Source organism: Streptococcus sp. HMSC061D10 (assembly GCF_001808865.1).
In the GTDB taxonomy this organism is placed as follows: Bacteria; Bacillota; Bacilli; order Lactobacillales; family Streptococcaceae; genus Streptococcus.
The window spans coordinates 2,505-20,100 of record NZ_KV795004.1 but is presented as its reverse complement, the minus strand read 5'-3'; the positions used below and the strand labels follow the sequence as shown (position 1 = coordinate 20,100).

At 40.8% G+C, this 17,596-nt stretch carries 15 protein-coding genes; 11 read left to right on the top strand and 4 right to left on the bottom strand.

All coding sequences use genetic code 11. The features are described 5' to 3' along the window. The first annotated feature begins 214 nt into the window (after positions 1–214). The 6 genes from HMPREF2728_RS02690 (at position 215) to HMPREF2728_RS02665 (ending at position 6,611) form a co-directional block, all read left to right on the top strand. Positions 215–1,414, top strand: coding sequence for a phosphoglycerate kinase (locus tag HMPREF2728_RS02690; RefSeq protein WP_001096781.1), 1,200 nt, complete (start codon positions 215–217; stop codon positions 1,412–1,414). A 134-nt stretch (positions 1,415–1,548) separates the two neighbouring features. Further along, positions 1,549–2,499 (top strand): dihydropteroate synthase, encoded by a 951-nt coding sequence (folP, locus tag HMPREF2728_RS02685; protein ID WP_060955261.1) that lies wholly within the window; start codon positions 1,549–1,551, stop codon positions 2,497–2,499. Between the two features lies 1 nt (position 2,500). Then, complete coding sequence (locus HMPREF2728_RS02680; RefSeq protein WP_060955262.1) at positions 2,501–3,799, top strand: bifunctional folylpolyglutamate synthase/dihydrofolate synthase; 1,299 nt, start codon at positions 2,501–2,503, stop codon at positions 3,797–3,799. A gap of 1 nt (position 3,800) precedes the next feature. After that, positions 3,801–4,355 carry a GTP cyclohydrolase I FolE gene (folE, locus tag HMPREF2728_RS02675; protein ID WP_000380927.1) on the top strand — a complete coding sequence of 185 codons (555 nt, stop codon included), beginning with the start codon at positions 3,801–3,803 and terminating at the stop codon, positions 4,353–4,355. Positions 4,356–4,513: 158 nt separating this feature from the next. Next, the gene (folK, locus tag HMPREF2728_RS02670; RefSeq protein WP_060955263.1) at positions 4,514–5,335 is read left to right on the top strand and encodes a 2-amino-4-hydroxy-6-hydroxymethyldihydropteridine diphosphokinase; all 822 of its coding nucleotides are present in this window, start codon (positions 4,514–4,516) and stop codon (positions 5,333–5,335) included. Beyond that, on the top strand, positions 5,328–6,611 hold the full coding sequence (locus HMPREF2728_RS02665; protein ID WP_060955264.1) for a hypothetical protein: 1,284 nt from the start codon (positions 5,328–5,330) through the stop codon (positions 6,609–6,611). Before folK ends, HMPREF2728_RS02665 begins: the two co-directional genes overlap by 8 nt. A gap of 48 nt (positions 6,612–6,659) precedes the next feature. Here the strand turns inward: HMPREF2728_RS02665 and HMPREF2728_RS02660 are convergent, their stop codons facing one another. Continuing rightward, a complete protein-coding gene (locus HMPREF2728_RS02660) occupies positions 6,660–6,977 on the bottom strand; it encodes a DUF960 domain-containing protein (protein WP_060955265.1) in 318 nt (105 codons plus the stop codon). A gap of 205 nt (positions 6,978–7,182) precedes the next feature. Between HMPREF2728_RS02660 and ccpA the strand changes: the two genes are divergently transcribed. Then, positions 7,183–8,190, top strand: coding sequence for a catabolite control protein A (ccpA, locus tag HMPREF2728_RS02655; RefSeq protein WP_075226965.1), 1,008 nt, complete (start codon positions 7,183–7,185; stop codon positions 8,188–8,190). 295 nt (positions 8,191–8,485) lie between these two features. On the opposite strand, the gene HMPREF2728_RS02650 is transcribed toward ccpA, so the two are convergent. Then, a complete protein-coding gene (locus HMPREF2728_RS02650) occupies positions 8,486–9,448 on the bottom strand; it encodes an asparaginase (protein ID WP_075226964.1) in 963 nt (320 codons plus the stop codon). A gap of 65 nt (positions 9,449–9,513) precedes the next feature. Here HMPREF2728_RS02650 and HMPREF2728_RS02645 point away from each other — a divergent pair, with 65 nt between their 5' ends. Further along, entirely contained in the window at positions 9,514–10,905 is a 1,392-nt protein-coding gene (locus HMPREF2728_RS02645) for a Cof-type HAD-IIB family hydrolase (protein WP_075226963.1), read from the top strand. Between the two features lie 115 nt (positions 10,906–11,020). Here HMPREF2728_RS02645 and HMPREF2728_RS02640 read toward each other — a convergent pair whose 3' ends face one another. Further along, positions 11,021–11,473, bottom strand: coding sequence for a universal stress protein (locus HMPREF2728_RS02640; RefSeq protein ID WP_075226962.1), 453 nt, complete (start codon positions 11,471–11,473; stop codon positions 11,021–11,023). A gap of 144 nt (positions 11,474–11,617) precedes the next feature. Between HMPREF2728_RS02640 and HMPREF2728_RS02635 the strand changes: the two genes are divergently transcribed. Continuing rightward, on the top strand, positions 11,618–12,457 hold the full coding sequence (locus HMPREF2728_RS02635; RefSeq protein ID WP_075226961.1) for a metallophosphoesterase family protein: 840 nt from the start codon (positions 11,618–11,620) through the stop codon (positions 12,455–12,457). 71 nt (positions 12,458–12,528) lie between these two features. Further along, entirely contained in the window at positions 12,529–12,966 is a 438-nt protein-coding gene (locus HMPREF2728_RS02630; RefSeq protein WP_060955268.1) for an Rrf2 family transcriptional regulator, read from the top strand. 332 nt (positions 12,967–13,298) lie between these two features. On the opposite strand, the gene HMPREF2728_RS02625 is transcribed toward HMPREF2728_RS02630, so the two are convergent. Beyond that, complete coding sequence (locus HMPREF2728_RS02625) at positions 13,299–14,768, bottom strand: AcpB/EbpR/MafR family transcriptional regulator (RefSeq protein ID WP_075226960.1); 1,470 nt, start codon at positions 14,766–14,768, stop codon at positions 13,299–13,301. A gap of 277 nt (positions 14,769–15,045) precedes the next feature. On the opposite strand from HMPREF2728_RS02625, the gene HMPREF2728_RS02620 reads away from it, so the two are divergent. Next, the coding region (locus HMPREF2728_RS02620) for an Ig-like domain-containing protein (protein WP_261674108.1) at positions 15,046–17,596 on the top strand (2,551 nt) is incomplete at its 3' end.

Genomic DNA, 17,596 nt, shown 5'->3' with positions numbered 1-17,596 from the left:
TAATTGTCTAACTTTTTGGGGTCAGTACATAAGAGTCAAATCTTTTTGTATAGGGGAGGAGAATAAAAATGGTAGAGTATTCTGTCGTAGTTACAAGCACTGTCCTGAATTAATCGAGAAAAATTGTTGTGGATAAAAGTTTAAGGTTTTGCTATCTCTTTTATTGATTTTGTGATATAATTAACACGTAAAAAAAATTAAGGAGTCTTTCCAAATGGCAAAATTGACTGTTAAAGACGTTGAGTTGAAAGGGAAAAAAGTTCTCGTTCGTGTTGACTTCAACGTTCCTGTAAAAGATGGCGTGATTACTAATGACAACCGTATCACTGCAGCTCTTCCAACTATCAAGTACATCCTTGAACAAGGTGGACGTGCGATTCTTTTCTCTCACCTTGGACGTGTAAAAGAAGAAGCAGACAAAGCTGGTAAATCACTTGCTCCTGTAGCTGCTGACTTGGCTGCTAAATTGGGTCAAGAAGTTACATTCCTTCCAGGTGTAACTCGTGGTGCTGAATTGGAAGCAGCTATCAACGCTCTTGAAGATGGACAAGTTCTTTTGGTTGAAAACACTCGTTTTGAAGATGTTGACGGTAAGAAAGAATCTAAAAACGATCCTGAACTTGGTAAATACTGGGCATCACTTGGAGATGGTATCTTCGTAAACGATGCATTCGGTACTGCTCACCGTGCACACGCATCTAACGTTGGTATCTCAGCAAACGTTGAAAAAGCAGTCGCTGGATTCCTTCTTGAAAACGAAATTGCTTACATCCAAGAAGCTGTTGAAGCTCCAGAACGTCCATTCGTGGCTATCCTTGGTGGTTCAAAAGTTTCAGACAAGATCGGTGTTATCGAAAACTTGCTTGAAAAAGCTGATAAAGTTCTTATCGGTGGTGGTATGACTTATACATTCTACAAAGCACAAGGTATCGAAATCGGTAACTCACTTGTGGAAGAAGATAAATTGGATGTTGCGAAAGCTCTTCTTGAAAAAGCAAACGGCAAATTGATCTTGCCAGTTGACTCAAAAGAAGCGAACGCATTTGCTGACTACACTGAAGTGAAAGACACTGAAGGTGAAGCAGTTGACCCAGGTTTCCTTGGTCTTGACATCGGTCCAAAATCTATCGCTAAATTTGACGAAGCTTTGACTGGTGCGAAAACAGTTGTATGGAACGGACCTATGGGTGTATTTGAAAACCCAGACTTCCAAGCTGGTACAATCGGTGTCATGGACGCTATCGTGAAACAACCAGGCGTTAAATCAATCATCGGTGGTGGTGACTCAGCTGCCGCAGCTATCAACCTTGGTCGTGCAGACAAGTTCTCATGGATCTCTACTGGTGGAGGAGCTTCAATGGAGCTTCTCGAAGGTAAAGTTCTTCCAGGACTTGCAGCTTTGACTGAAAAATAAGAATATAAAAAAGGAGAACTCAGCTTCTCCTTTTTTTGCGCTCTTTTAAAGTATGGGAGTACCGAGGGATAATTGGACAGAATCCAAAAAAAACAGTAAAATAGAGGAATACCAATCTAAATGAAATTTGAGTGATGAACGTGGAAAAAAGAGACAATCTTACAAAAACAGCTATTTGTGGAATTATCAATGTCACCCCAGATTCTTTTTCTGATGGGGGCCAGTTTTTTGCTGTTGAGGAAGCTTTGAAGCAGGCTCGAAAATTGATAGCTGAAGGTGCCACTATCTTAGATATCGGTGGAGAATCCACTCGACCTGGGAGTAGCTATGTTGAGATAGAAGAGGAAATCCAGCGTGTGGTTCCAGTCATTCAGGCTATTCGTCAAGAAAGTGATGTTCGGATTTCGGTAGATACTTGGAAGAGCCAGGTGGCAGAAGCGGCTTTACGAGCTGGGGCTAATATAGTCAATGACATTACAGGACTCATGGGTGATGAGAAGATGGCAGAGGTGGTTGCCAGGGCTGGAGCTCGGGTAGTCATCATGTTTAATCCAGTCATGGCACGCCCTCAGCACCCTAGTTCACTCATATTTCCTCATTTTGGATTTGGAGAGACTTTTACAAAGGAAGACTTAGCAGACTTTGAACAACTACCAGTAGAAGAATTGATGATAACCTTCTTTGACCGTGCTCTAGCAAGAGCGGAAAAAGCAGGAATTTCGAAAGGAAACATCATGCTGGATCCTGGGATTGGCTTTGGCTTGACCAAAAAGGAAAATCTCATCCTCCTACGTGATCTTGGAAAATTGCACAAAATGGGCTATCCTATCTTTTTAGGAGTTTCTCGCAAGCGCTTTGTCATCAATATCCTTGAAGAAAATGGATTTGAAGTCAAGCCAGATACTGAAGCTGGCTTCCGCAATCGTGATATTGCTTCGGCTCATGTGACCAGCATTGCTGCTAGACAGGGTGTAGAAGTGGTGCGCGTGCATGATGTAGCCAGCCACAAGATGGCAATCGAAGTTGCATCAGCCATCCGTCTGGCAGACCATGCGGAAAATTTAGATTTGAAACAATATAAATAATATGAATAAAAACGAAACGAACCAGTGGATAGCAAACTACCGGACAGATCAACCGCATTTTGGTCTGGAGAGGATGGTGGAGCTATTAGCCTTACGTGGTAATCCTCATCTTAAACTCAAGGTTATCCATATTGGTGGGACCAATGGAAAGGGCTCTACTATAGCCTTTTTGAAGAATCTGTTGGAAAAGATGGGACTAAGAGTTGGTGTCTTTAGCTCTCCTTATCTGATTCATTATACCGATCAGATTGTCATTAATGGGGAATCTATCCCAGAAGCGAGATTAGAGTCCTTGATGGTGGATTATCGTTCACTACTTGAAGGGGAGCATGCTCAAGCCTTGCAAGGAACGACAGAATTTGAGATTATCACTGCTATAGCTTATGACTATTTTGCTTCTGAGCAAGTCGATGTGGCGATTATGGAAGTTGGTATGGGCGGACTTTTGGATAGTACTAATGTCTGTCAACCTATCCTAACAGGCATCACGACTATCGGATTAGACCATGTAGCGCTTTTAGGGGATAGCTTGGAAGCCATAGCAGAGCAGAAAGCAGGGATTATCAAGCAAGGAGTTCCTCTAGTGACAGGACACATTGTCCAAGAAGCCTTGTCGGTTATCGATCAGATTGCGAAAGCGAAACAAGCTTCTAGGCTTGCCTATGGGGAAGATTATCAAGTTAGCCATCATGAGAGTGTGGAGACGGGCGAAATTTTTGATTATTCAAGCTCAATCAGACAAGGTCGTTTCCAAACAGGATTGCTTGGTTTGCACCAGATAGAGAATGCTGGGATGGCGCTGGCCTTGTTAGATAGCTATTGCAAAGAGACTGGTCAGAAATTACCAGATAATGCTTTAGTGGCTCAAGCTTTGGAAGAAACAAGCTGGCCTGGGCGCTTGGAAGTTATTTATAGGGAACCCTTGATGATTTTAGATGGGGCCCACAATCCCCATGCCATCAAGGCCTTGTTGGCTACTTTGAAAGAACGCTTTACGGACTATCAGAAGGAAATCCTCTTTACTTGTATCAAAACCAAGGCCTTGGAGGATATGTTGGACTTGCTAGAAACTTTGTCCAATACTAAGATTACACTAACTCATTTTGAGGATAGTCGGGCGACGGATGAAAAAGTCTTGAAAGAGATGGCTGATTCTAGAAATCTCAACTACCAAAGTTGGCAGGAATTTCTAGACAAAAAATTATCAGAAAATGAAGAGAAAAAAACAGTTAGGATTATCACGGGCTCATTATACTTTTTAGCCCAAGTGAGAACCTACCTAATGGAGAGGAAAAATTAGAATGGATACACAAAAGATTGAAGAAGCTGTAAAAATGATTATCGAGGCAGTTGGTGAGGATGCAAATCGCGAAGGCTTGCAGGAAACACCAGCCCGTGTCGCTCGTATGTACCAAGAGATTTTTTCAGGTCTTGGGCAAACTGCTGAAGAGCACCTGTCAAAATCCTTTGAGATTATTGATGACAATATGGTAGTGGAAAAGGATATCTTTTTCCACACCATGTGTGAACACCACTTTTTACCATTTTATGGTCGAGCTCATATTGCCTACATTCCTGATGGGCGTGTAGCAGGCTTATCAAAGTTAGCTCGTACGGTGGAAGTCTACTCTAAAAAGCCACAGATTCAAGAGCGTTTGAATATCGAAGTGGCTGATGCCTTGATGGAGTATTTGGGAGCCAAGGGAGCCTTCGTTGTCATTGAAGCAGAACATATGTGTATGAGTATGCGCGGTGTTCGAAAACCAGGAACTGCAACCTTGACAACAGTGGCTCGTGGTCTATTTGAGACAGATAAGGATCTTCGTGATCAGGCTTATCGTTTAATGGGACTATAATACTCTTCGAAAATCAAATTCAAACCACGTCAGCTTCCATCTGCAACCTCAAAACAGTGTTTTGAGCAGCCTGCGGCTAGCTTCCTAGTTTGCACTTTGATTTTCATTGAGTATAAAAAGAATCCGCTTTGGGCGGATTTTTCTAGAAAGGACTAGTTATGGATCAAATGCGAATTAAAGACCTAGAAATTTTCGCCTTTCATGGACTTTTTCCTAGTGAGAAGGAACTGGGGCAGAAGTTTGTCGTTTCAGCCACCCTATCCTATGATATGACCAAGGCTGCGACAGACTTGGATTTAACTGCTTCTGTCCATTACGGAGAACTTTGCCAGCAATGGACGACATGGTTTCAGGAAAATACTGAAGACTTGATTGAAACAGTAGCCTACAAACTAGTAGAGCGTACTTTTGAGACCTACCCTCTCGTTCAAGAGATTGAGCTGGAACTAAAAAAACCTTGGGCACCTATCCATCTACCGCTGGATACTTGTTCAGTAACCATCCACCGTCGCAAACAGTGTGCCTTTATCGCTTTAGGAAGCAATATGGGGGATAAGGCGGCTAATCTCAAGCAAGCTATTGACCAAATGAAAGCTCGTGGTATCCATATTCTCAAAGAGTCTAGTGTCTTAACGACCGAGCCTTGGGGTGGTGTGGAGCAGGATAGCTTTGCCAATCAAGTCATTGAAGTGGAAACCTGGTTGCCAGCTCCAATCTTGTTAGAAACCTTGTTAGAGATTGAATCAGAAATGGGACGGGTCAGAGAGGTTCATTGGGGACCTCGATTGATTGACCTGGATTTGCTTTTTGTAGAGGACCAGATCATCTATACAGACAACCTTATCTTGCCCCATCCTTATATCGCTGAGCGCCTCTTTGTCTTAGAGTCTCTGCAGGAAATTGCACCTCATTTCATCCATCCAACACTGAAACAACCGATCCGCCACTTGTATCGTCAATTGGAGAAAGAAAATGCCTAAGTTTTTCGAAACTTATAGTAAATGGAAAAGTCTAGGGGAAGGAATGCTAGCTATTATCCTCGGTCTTCTCTTGATTTGTTTTGGACAGATTGTACCGAGGCTTGGTTATCAACTCTTGATGGCCTACTTTTCCTTGTCGACTGTTTGGCATTTATTGACACGATGGTTTCAGGAAAAGTCCTGTAGAGAAAATATTTTTGTAACCATAGCCAAGTTAGGACTTGCTGTCATTCTATTTGAGTCAGTCATCCTGCAAGAGATAGCCCTCTATGTCTTAGTCATTGCTATTGGAAGTTATCAATTGTTTACAGGTTTGATTAGCCTGATTACCTGGTTGATTTACCGAAATAATCATATCCATCCGAGGCTCAATTACTTATTTGATGCTTTGTGGATGATGGGATTTGGTCTCTATAGTATCTCCCCTTTTCATGACGCAACAAATTTTGAATTGCTCTTACTTGGTTTTTACTTACTGATGTTAGGGGCAAGTAGTCTCAGAGATGGTTTCTTTTTTGAAAAAGGAATCCGTAATCCTAGGCTTAAGCGGAAGATACGAATGACCCTGCCCATTTTTGTAACAGCTCTAATTCCTATCAATACCCTACGTCGATTGAATAAATGGTTTTCTAATCATGAGTCCGAAGAAGGGAAAGTACATTCAGAGAGAAAAAATGACCAGACAGTTGATATGGAAATTTTTATCCATACTTCAGAATCCTCTTTCTTTTTAGCCATGGGGCATGTGGATATCTGCTATCAAGGTCAGGTTATTTCCTATGGTTCTTATGATCCGCACTCGGAGCGTTTATTTGGGATGATTGGGGATGGGGTTCTATTTAAGGCTAATCGAGAAAAGTATATCGAACTCTGTAAGAGAGAAAGCCAGAAAACTCTCTTTGTCTATGGCTTAAGCTTGTCTGAACAACAGAAAGAAGCAATCGAGGAACAACTGAGAGAAATTGAAGAACTCTTAATTCCTTGGGAACCAAGTTCTCAACTCATGAAAAGAAGAGAAGGAGAAATCAAGCATACCTACTCTTATCAGCTGAAACACGAGGCTGATGCCGCTCTTTATAAGTTTAGTTCGTCTAAGTTTAAGACCTATTTTGTTCTCAGTACAAATTGTGTCTTATTGGCTGACTCTATCGTGGGTAAAGCTGGAACAGACATTCTCAGCCCCCAAGGATTTATCGTCCCAGGAACTTATCAGGATTATCTTGATTTAGAATATACCAAACCAAGTGGTATAGTAGTCAGTCGTTCTATTTATTAGCAAAAAGAAAACTCTAGTTTCCTAAGTAGATAGGGGAAGCTAGAGTTTTTAAAATAGGTCATTTTCTTCTGGTAGGAGAATGGTTTCCTTCCCATCCATATCTAGCACCAGAACTTTAGGTGGATAGAGTGGGTCAAAGGGATGGTTGAAGTCAAAGTCAATCGTTGTTGGAAGATGTTGACTAGAAAAACGAAAAGTGATGGAGCCTTCATTATTCAAAAGCCGAAATTCCAATTCATCTTCTAGATCAAAAACATGCTTTAAAAAATGATCGATTATATACCAGATTGAATCGATAACATCGTCGGGTAAATTGGTCACTACACCGAAACTAGCGCATCGTCTATGAGAATCTGTAAAAGCCATCCCTATCTCCTAATTGATTTTTTTATTATCATACTGCAAACTGCTAGAAAAATCAAGAAAAGTCAACTACCTTTAAAAAGATGGGAATGATTTTGAAATTTTTTCAACGAATCTTCATCAAATGCTTGAAAATGCTTACAATTAGTGGTAAAATGAGAACAGTAGAATCATGAAAACAAAATTTTCAAAGTAGAAAGGAAACGGAATGAACACAGATGATACAGTAACAATTTATGACGTTGCCCGAGAAGCGGGAGTGTCAATGGCAACTGTCAGTCGTGTTGTCAATGGCAATAAGAACGTCAAAGAAAACACCCGTAAAAAAGTCCTAGAGGTCATTGATCGTCTTGACTACCGCCCTAATGCAGTAGCTCGTGGTCTAGCAAGCAAGAAAACAACAACAGTTGGAGTTGTTATTCCAGATATCACAAACACTTATTTCTCTACCCTTGCTAAAGGGATTGACGATATCGCGGAAATGTACAAATACAACATCGTCCTTGCTAACAGTGATGAGGATGATGAAAAGGAAGTATCTGTGGTCAATACTCTCTTTTCTAAACAGGTGGATGGCGTTATCTTCATGGGTTATCATTTAACTGAGAAGATTCGCTCAGAGTTTTCACGCTCACGCACACCTGTAGTTCTTGCAGGAACAGTGGACATAGAACACCAACTTCCAAGTGTCAATATTGACTATAAACATGCTACTGTTGATGCAGTCCGCCATCTTTTGAAGCGAAACAAAAAAATTGCCTTCGTTAGTGGACCATTAGTGGATGATATTAATGGTAAGATTCGCTTGGCTGGTTACAAAGATGCTTTGAAAGAAGCGGGAATCAACTACAGTGAAGGTCTTGTTTTCGAATCAAAATACCGTTATGATGATGGTTATGCCTTGGCAGAACGTTTGATTTCTTCTAAAGCAACCGCAGCGATCGTAACAGGAGATGAACTGGCAGCAGGTGTGTTGAACGGACTTGCTGACAAGGGAGTTTCTGTACCAGATGACTTTGAAATTATCACCAGTGATGATTCGCAAATCGCGCGTTATACTCGTCCAAACCTAACCACCATTGCGCAACCTTTGTATGACCTTGGTGCTATTAGTATGCGTATGTTGACGAAGATTATGCATAAGGAAGAGTTAGAAGAGCGTGAAGTTCTTTTGCCACATGGTTTGGTAGAACGTCATTCAACTCGTAAAGATTAACAAGAAGAGGTCGGGATAAAAATCCCGACCTCGCTTTTTAGTAGAAAAAACTTTTTGGTCAATAGTTCAAGCATCAAGTTGATGGTAGAAGGCTTGCGGGGTGATTAGAAAACAAGACTTGATCTAGTAATTTCTATCTCACCGACTTTTTTATACTCAATGAAAATCAAAGAGGAAGCTAGCCGCAGGTTGCTCAAAGCACTGCTTTGAGGTTGTAGATAAGACTGACGAAGTCAGTTACATATACCTACGCAAGGCGACGTTGACGAGGTTTGAATTTGATTTTCGAAGAGTATTATCCTTCCATATAGGCTCGTAATTCCTCTCCTCTAAGGCCAGCATTGATAGCAATGAGGAGTTTGAGACGGGCCTTTTGAGCGTTTAGCTCTTTGACAAAGAAAACACCAGCATTTTGCAGGCAAACGCCACCTCCCTCGTAGGCATAGACAGGTTCGGCAATCCCGTTAAAACAACGAGAGACCAAGGCGATTGGGAGTCCTTCTTGGATAAGGGCGTTCAATTTTTGTGCTGTTTCCTTGGGAACATTTCCAGCACCGAAAGCCTGAATAATGAGTCCATCCAGTTGGTCAACGGGAAGTAAATCAAGGAGTTCTTCTGTCATACCAGCATAGACAGGGATAATAGGGACCAAGCCCTGAATTCTATCAAGGTCAAAACGAACACGGGGTTCAGCTGTTTTGAAGTAGAGAATCTCGTGTTTCATGATGAGCCCAAGAGGGCCGTGGGTCGGCGTTTGAAAGGTGCTAACATTTGTCGTATGCGTCTTGGTCACATACTTAGCAGCGTGAATTTCGTCATTCATCACGACCAAGACTCCCTTATCAGCAGCCTTATCGTCACTCGCTACGCGAAGGGCACTGAGATAATTGTAGACACCGTCGCTTCCAAGTTCGTTAGAGCTACGCATGGCCCCTGTTAGCACGATCGGTTTGTGAGGAACCTCCATAGTATCAAGGAAATAGGCAGTTTCCTCCAAGGTATCTGTCCCATGTGTAATCACGAAACCGTCATAACGATCAGCCTCCTCTTTGATTTTTTGATAGATGGCCAGCATATGCTTTGGTTTAATATGGGGACTTGGCAGATTAAAAAAGTCGAGAGCGTGGACTTCAACTCCCTCAAGTGGATTGGATACATGATTCATAGGGTTGTCTTGACTAGTCACAACAGCGCCAGAGTCATCGGCTTGCATGGAAATAGTACCACCCGTATGTAAAACAAGGATTTTCTTAGGCATGATTTACTCACTCTTTCTGAAATGTGGTATAATCATTGTATCACAAAAGGGGAGATTGAGGTAGGATGGAAGTCAAAGCTGTTTTTTTTGATATCGATGGAACACTGGTCAACGATCGCAAGAGTGTTTTGAAATCCACTAAGGATGCGATTAAGATTGTAAAGGAACAGGGAGTGCTTGTTGGAGTAGCGACAGGACGAGGACCTTTTTTTGTTAAGGATTTAATGGAAGATTTAGATCTGGATTTTGCTGTAACTTATAACGGCCAATATATCTTTAATAAAGACAGAGTCTTGTTTACAAGTCCTCTTTCCAAATCTCATTTACGGCAGTTGATAGTCTATGCTAAAAAAGAGGGCAAGGAAATTGCTTTGGGGACCAAGGATGCCATGCTGGGTTCGAAAATCATGTCTTTTGGCCTAGGTTCTTTTTCACAAAGAGTGAGTCGTTTTGTCCCCTCTATGTTGACTCGTACAGTTAGTCATTCCTTTAATCGAATGGTGAGTAAGGTTGTTCCTCAAAAGGAAGAAGATCTGCTCCAGTTGATGAATCAGCCCATTTATCAAGTTTTGATGCTAATGACGCCAGAAGAATCTGAGAAAGCAGCAGCTGATTTTCAAGACTTGAAATTGACTCGCAGTAATCCTTTTGCGGCAGATGTCATCAACCAAGGAAATTCCAAGTTAGAAGGCATTCGCCGTGTCGGAAAAGAGTATGGTTTTGATCTCAATCAAGTCATGGCCTTTGGTGACTCGGACAATGACCTAGAGATGCTGGCGGGTGTTGGGATGTCAGTTGCTATGGGCAATGGTAGTAGCAGTGTCAAAGAAGTCGCTAAGCATATCACAACCAGCAACCAACAAGATGGAATTCACAAAGCTTTAGAGCATTTTGGTGTTCTGGCTTCAGAAAAAGTCTTTGTCAGTCGTGACTATCATTTCAATAAGGTCAAAACCTTCCACCACATGATGGATGAACGAACTCAAGAAGAGCCACAAGCTTGGGATTTAGAAGGTGCCACCCATAGAGCGGGATTTAAGATAGAAGAACTGGTCGAGTTTGTTCGAGCTGCTAGCTCTTCTGAAGAAGATTTCGAACGGGCAGTTGGACAGTTACACCAAGCGCTGGATCAAGCAGCAGAGAAAGTTGCTAAGAAAACACCTGCTCAGCAAGATTTGGTAGGGCAAGTAGATGCCTTAATTGATACCTTGTATTTCACCTATGGTAGCTTTGTTTTGATGGGAGTGGATCCAGAACGGATTTTTGATGTTGTCCATCAAGCCAATATGGGTAAAATGTTCCCCGATGGAAAAGCTCATTTTGACCCAGTTACTCACAAAATCCTAAAACCAGATGACTGGGAGGAGAGATATGCTCCAGAACCAGCCATAAAAAAGGAGATTGAGCGTCAGATAAAGGCCTATGAACGCCACAAGGAAAGAGAAGATAAAAAATAGGCGATAGCAGAGGAAGCCTGGAATGATGTTTTGAGTTCATAGTTTCAACTACGACATCAATAGCTTATAAAAAAATGAGGTTAGGAGAAAAATCCCAACCTCATTTCTGTTTTTATTACAAAGTTTTATCCTTATCTCTAACGACGAGAAGGTCAACGCTGGTATGGCGTAGGATATATTCTGATGAAGATCCAACTAGCAGACGCTCAAAGGCATTGAGTCCTGTTGCCCCAACTAAAATCAAATCAACCATTTCTTTGTCTGGAATTGTTTTAGCTAAGAGAGTTTTAGGGTTACCCATCTCAATAACTACTTTTATGTCTGTGAGCCCAGCATCTTTTGCACGCTTTTCGTATTCAGCCATCAAATCGTTGGCCTCTACTTGCAATTCTTCGTAAACTTCGGCATCAAATGTTGAGATGCTTTGAAGAGCACGTGTGTCAATAACATGGGCAATCGTTAGTTTTGCCTGGTTACGTAGTGCTGAATGAACCCCTTTGATGAAAGCCAAGTCAGCTTCCTTAGAACCGTCAACCGCTACCATGATGTTTTCATAACGTTGTGCCATAGCAAAAACCTCCTCATTCTTATTACCTTCATTGTATTCCTTTTCACTAAAAAAGTAAAGTAAAAAACGATAGGAATATAGATGCTTTTTGACTTTGACTTGGAGTTTGTTATAATAAAAAGAGAAAAGCTAAGAGGAAGAGATATGACAAAAATAGCAGTAATATCGGATATACATGGGAATACGACAGCTTTGGAGGCTGTTCTGACAGATGCGCAGAAGGCGGAGGTTGATGAGTATTGGCTCTTAGGAGATATTCTCATGCCTGGAACAGGACGAAAAAATATTCTCCAGACATTGGAGAATTTACCCATCACCCTTAGAGTTTTAGGGAATTGGGAGGAGAGCTTATGGCGAGCCTGTCATCGTCAGTTAGATGAAAGTAGACCCAGTCATCGTTATCTCTTACGCCAGTGTCAGTATATCATGGAAGAACTCAGCATCGAGGAGATTAAGGCACTGCAGGTCTATCCTTTGCAAGTGCATCGCCAGTTTGGAGATCTGAAGCTAGGGATTAGTCATCACTTGCCTGATAAAAACTGGGGAAGAGAGCTGATTCATCTTGGTAAGCAAGAGGATTTTGATCGTCTTGTCACCAATCCAGATTGCGATATTGCCATTTATGGTCATATCCATCAGCAGTTTCTTCGTTATGGTAGTGGTGGCCAGCTTATCCTGAATCCAGGTTCGATTGGGCAACCCTTCTTTTTATCTGGGAATTTACGCAAAGACTTGCGGGCCCAATACATGATCTTAGAATTTGACGAAAAAGGTTTAAAAGATGCTGATTTTCGTCGTGTCGATTATGATATTGAGGCAGAATTACAGCTAGCCAAAGACTTACAATTACCCTACTACCAAGTTTATTATGAAAGCTTAGTTAATGGGATTCACCATACCCACAATCAGGACTTGTTGCACGAAATTGCTCAGAGTCAAGGACATGATGTTGAATTGAACGATTGGCTTAGTGGTAACTCTTGACATTACAACTAGAAGAGATATAATAAACTTAAGAAAAGAAGGAACTAATCTGACGAAAAAAGGAGAAGAGGATGCAAATTTCAAGTCGATTTACCATTGCGACTCACATGTTGATCATTATTGCCCTAAAGGGGAAGGAAAGCAAGGTGACTAGCGATTTTCTAGCTAGTAGTGTTGGAGTCAATCCAGTTATTATCCGTAAAACCTTGTCCCAACTGAAAAAGGCAGAGTTGATCTCAGTTGCGCGTGGAACTGGTGGAGCAGAGATCATCAAAGACCTAGAGGATATCAGTCTTTTAGATGTTTACCAAGCAGTTGAATGTCTAGGAAAGACAGGTCAACTCTTTAGTTTTCATGACAATCCCAATCCAGCCTGTCCAGTAGGAGCTAACATCCATGGGGTTTTAGATGAGAAATTACAAAAGATTCAGCTAGCTATGGAGCAGGAGCTGAGCCAAACCAGTCTTGCTCAAGTGGTGGCAGATGCAGAGAGTAGGATAGAAGGATAAGGGGATCTTAGATCCTCTTTTTTATGTGGATAATGATGATAAAATAGAATCATCAAAGGAGGAAGAAATGTATCTCGTTATAGGAATTATATTAGCCTTTATACTGTCATTTTGGAAGGATAATCAAAGTGGCTCTTTATATTTTTCTATGGATTACTATTCCTTGCCCTTCTGTTATCCTAGAAGGGAATTCTTTGGTAGAATAAAAAAATAAACAAAAAAAGCTAGTTTTCTGATATTCAGAATTCTAGCTTTTTCGTTTTGTATCGTTAAGCTGAGTGCTCATATATAAATAAAACTGTAAATGATTATTCTTTCAAAAAAAGGTAATTTTAAAGATCACCAAGCGAGATGGTGTTCAGTTCGCTAATAACTTGAAGCTGGGGCATACGTCCAATATTGATTAGTTTTGGATGATTTAAACCTTCGACATCAAAGTTGGTTAAAATGGCATCATATCCAGCCTCCATAATCTCATCAACATTCAATGTAGCCTTGTCCCATGTTTCAAACTGGATATTTTTAGAAGTGTAGTATTTATAGAGAGAGATGAGGGCCCGAGGATGAGCAAAGTCAAATTCACTCAAAACAAGGACACGAACCTTATTCTGAGATTCTAACAGTTGTTCCATCAAATCTGAAGCGTGAGTCAAGAGAGTGTAAACCAGATGGACGACAGCGTGCGCCAGTTCTTTTTGTCCCAAGCTAGACTTATAACGCATCATTTCGAAAACAGCTGCTTCGTAAAATTCAGGGAAGAATTTCTTGATTTTTTTGAGCGTATAGGATTTATTATGAGAAATGATGGATTCTGAGTTGATTTCTTGACGTTCAAGAAGAGCGGTATTGTGTAGGTGCCAGACTAGCTCGTCTGTATTTGTAAAGTGAATTCCAAATTCACGAGTCAAATTATCGAGGACATCTCGGGCAGCGTGGTAAGAGTGGTTAACTTCCTTATCATCTGAACGGGCGGCTAGAAAATCTTCAACAGTAAAGAAGATTCCTTTTTGAGTATAAGAATCAAAGATTTGTTCTAAGGTATGACGGTTAACCTCGATATTCAGACGCTTAGCCAATGGTTCGAGTTGATCTTGGAACTCTGGCAGTTGATCATATAAAGGAAGATCATTTGTAGAATCGCTCGTTGTTTGGATGGTTGCACCGATCTTAAATCGGTGCAAATTAACAGCTATTTGTGTTTCTAGCTGCAACAAGTTGGCATAATTGGCAGGAAATCCTGTCATTTTAAGAAAGAAAGCAACAAATTCTTCAATGTCTTTCTTAGAATCAGTAAATGGCCATTTGAAGTAACCATAGGCTTCATGGAAGTACTGGGCAAAAAAGAAACGGATGTCTTTTTCGTCTCCAATGATAGAGATTGGAGTGACCTTGAGTTTGAAGCGGTATTTATTTTGCAAGATATGATTAATCTCAGCGACTTTTTTGCGAAGTGCAGGAAGCGAAACATCAAGAGTTTGAGCTAGATGTTCATAGGTAAATGGTTCTTCTAATAAAAAGAATGCTCTCAAAACTTGGAAGTTAGAAGAATCTTGCAAAATGTGGCGGTAAATTCGTTCAATGCCTAAATTGTTATTATTGGCAAGTCTGATACCAGCTGTTGAAGATTGGATTTCGAAGCAAGAGAGGACTTCGCGCATCTCCTTGATATCACTTTTGATGATACGAGTGTTGATGTCTAGGGCTTCTGCCAGGGGATCCAGGTGAATCCAGTCTGAATTTTCAAATAAATATTCTAAAATTCTTAATTGCCTTTGTTCTTTTTGAGTTAATAGAGCTCTCATAAATTATTCCTCCTGTAATAAAATTGATTATAACAAACAAAAATCATATTTTTAGAGATGTTAGTTATTATATCACAAGTAAATCAAAAAAACAAAGAATATGCCTGTATTTATTATATTGTATTTTAAAAGAAAAATCGTCATTTTAGAATTATTTTGTACGAAAAGAATTTTTAAATATATAATTCAAAATGATTGACTAAAATGAACCTTTGTTTTATAATGTAAATTGTATGTTAAAGACATGCTATAATTTTAAAATTAGGAGAAAAGATTCATGTATTTTAATCGTAAAAATGCAGAACAGAAAAACTGGCGAATGATCAAAAAAGGAAAACATTTCTTATTTGGTTGTTCGCTTGTCTTTGCTGTTGGGGCAGCTTTAGTAGCTCCATCAGTCAAAGCAGACACAGTAGATGCTAAGCCAGAAACTAGCTCTACAACAGATGGGGCTAAGCCAATTGCAGCTGAAGAGAATGCAACTTATGCAGCACCAGCTGTAGAAGTAGCTCCATCAACACCAGTGGCTCCAGCTACAGTAGAGGCTGAGGAAAAAGCAGTAGTAGTCGAAAACACTACTGCTAAAACAGCTAACAAAGAAGCTTTGACCCAGTTGGTCGAAGAAGTGAAAGTTTTGGATAAAGCAGGAAAGACAGAAGACTCTCTTGCTCGCTTAAACACAGCGCTTGATCAAGCACAAAAGGTTTTGGACAATGCAGAAGCAAGCCAAGAACAAGTAGATGCAGCGCTTGCTAGCCTTAAAGATGCAGTAGCTCAGCTTGCTGCCAAAGAAGAAAAAGCAGCAACAGTCGCAACAGAAGAAAAAACTGAAGTTAAAGAAGCTGAAGCAGCAGTAGCGGAAACTGAAGTAGCCCGTCCAAGAGGAAAACGTGCGGCATACCGTTCAATTGACGGATCACTTGGTGAAGGTGAATTTACTGGTGAGGGTGTTAAACAATTTAAATCAGTTCGCTACAGTGTTGACGGCGATAAGACTACATGGAGAATTGAGGTTGTTCCTGAAAAGCAAGCGAATACTTTTGCTGGTTTGGCAGTTACTTCAGATGATACTATTAGCAGTATTCGTATGATCGGTAAGTCTGGGAAATTTGGAGATAATCTAAAGGATCAGTATCTTCCAAATCGTCCACAGAAGATGCCATTCGCTAATTACAAAGTCCATATGTCAGAGTTTAGGACTATTGGTGGAGGGATTCCAGATAATATAGTTTATGAAGTTGTAACAAACGGGAAAAATCACAATCTTTTTGGTCGTTTTTCTACAGCGCTTATTGAAAATACATTAAAAAATAATGGTTTAAATGGTCATGCTGTTATTGGAGTTCGTACTTCAGATTTTCCATCAGTCGGTGTAAGTCTTAAACCAAAACTCCCTGCTGAGACACCAAAACCACAGCCACAACCACAGCCACAACCACAGCCACAACCACAGCCAGAAGCACCAAAACCAATCACTCCAGCAGTGGATGCTGCAACTAGTGGTCCAGAAATCACTTCAAACCTATCAGGTAAAGCAAGTACACCAGCTGATGTGACAGTTAAAGCACCAGCAGGTTCAACTGTCAAACTTTACAACAAAGATGGCGTTGTGATCGGTGAAGCTGTAGCTAACGACCAAGGTGTAGCAACTGTTCACCCTACAAACAGCCTTCCTGAAGGAGAGATTACAGCTACTTCAACACCAGCAGGTGGAACAGAGTCAGCTAAGAGTGCACCGATTACGGTTACAAAATCACCATTGACTGGTGCAGGTGGTGGGCTATCAAGAGGTAGTGATAACACTCAACTTCTCGTTAGTGCATCACACATCATAGTCTACCCGGGTGACAAAGTTAACGTTGATGTTATTGCTGCTGCTACAGCGATTGAACACTTCTGGGTTCCTCAAAATCCTACTGCTATCTCAGGTGTACTTCCTTTAGGTGCTTACTTGACGACAGCTGGTTCAAAGACCTATAGACAGCGTAATGCTTCTTACCAAGGTACTGTTGCAGAGACACAACCAGCAGGTGATACTGTTGTGAGATTTGCAGTTACAAGTAAGAAAAACGTAACTGTAACACGTGATCTTAAAGTTACTGTTCTTGAGTCAGCTAAGAAGTATGAACCAGTTGCAGGTGCAAAAGTAGAGGTTGCTGATGTAAATAATGTAAGTGAAGCAGAGAAAACAAAGATTATTGCTGCTGCTAAGGCTGCAAATACCTCTTTGCCATCAAGTGCAACATATAATGTTGACGAAAAAGGAAACCTTGTCATTACTTATGCTGATAAATCTACAGATAAGATTTCTGCTGCATACTTAGTTACACCAGCAGCAGATACAGAAGCTCCAGCAAAACCAGTTGTGAACACAGACCTTACAGGTAAAGCTGGAACTAAGACTCTAATTGAAGTTACTGCGGAAAAAGGTTCAACCGTAGCCCTTTACGATAAAGACGGCAACAAGATTGGTGAAGCAACTGCAGGTGAAAATGGTAAAGCCACTATCACACCAACAGTCGACATTCCAGTAGGTAATGTAACAGCAAAAGCAACTGATGCGGCAGGTAACACATCGGTAGCAAGTGATCCAGCAACAGCAACAGCTCCAGCAGCAGCAGTAGTTGCGCCAACAGTAGAGATTCCTTACTCTAATAAAGATACTAAAGAAGTTTATGTATATGCTGGAGAAGAAAACTCATTTGATATCAAATTCAAAGATGATAGCGGAAAAATTGTAAGTGCTACTGTAAAACAAGGTGGTAACAGAGAGTTTGGTGCTGTTGCAGGTGAAGAGAATACCATCAATACTCAATATGGATTTAAAG

Coding starts and splice junctions, on each gene's coding strand:
- HMPREF2728_RS02645 (WP_075226963.1), top strand. CDS start 9,514: ATGGAAGTCAAAGCTGTTTTTTTTGATATCGATGGAACACTGGTCAAC.
- folK (WP_060955263.1), top strand. CDS start 4,514: ATGGATCAAATGCGAATTAAAGACCTAGAAATTTTCGCCTTTCATGGA.
- HMPREF2728_RS02690 (WP_001096781.1), top strand. CDS start 215: ATGGCAAAATTGACTGTTAAAGACGTTGAGTTGAAAGGGAAAAAAGTT.
- folP (WP_060955261.1), top strand. CDS start 1,549: ATGAACGTGGAAAAAAGAGACAATCTTACAAAAACAGCTATTTGTGGA.
- HMPREF2728_RS02660 (WP_060955265.1), bottom strand. CDS start 6,977: ATGGCTTTTACAGATTCTCATAGACGATGCGCTAGTTTCGGTGTAGTG.
- ccpA (WP_075226965.1), top strand. CDS start 7,183: ATGAACACAGATGATACAGTAACAATTTATGACGTTGCCCGAGAAGCG.
- HMPREF2728_RS02625 (WP_075226960.1), bottom strand. CDS start 14,768: ATGAGAGCTCTATTAACTCAAAAAGAACAAAGGCAATTAAGAATTTTA.
- HMPREF2728_RS02680 (WP_060955262.1), top strand. CDS start 2,501: ATGAATAAAAACGAAACGAACCAGTGGATAGCAAACTACCGGACAGAT.
- HMPREF2728_RS02665 (WP_060955264.1), top strand. CDS start 5,328: ATGCCTAAGTTTTTCGAAACTTATAGTAAATGGAAAAGTCTAGGGGAA.
- folE (WP_000380927.1), top strand. CDS start 3,801: ATGGATACACAAAAGATTGAAGAAGCTGTAAAAATGATTATCGAGGCA.
- HMPREF2728_RS02640 (WP_075226962.1), bottom strand. CDS start 11,473: ATGGCACAACGTTATGAAAACATCATGGTAGCGGTTGACGGTTCTAAG.
- HMPREF2728_RS02630 (WP_060955268.1), top strand. CDS start 12,529: ATGCAAATTTCAAGTCGATTTACCATTGCGACTCACATGTTGATCATT.
- HMPREF2728_RS02650 (WP_075226964.1), bottom strand. CDS start 9,448: ATGCCTAAGAAAATCCTTGTTTTACATACGGGTGGTACTATTTCCATG.
- HMPREF2728_RS02635 (WP_075226961.1), top strand. CDS start 11,618: ATGACAAAAATAGCAGTAATATCGGATATACATGGGAATACGACAGCT.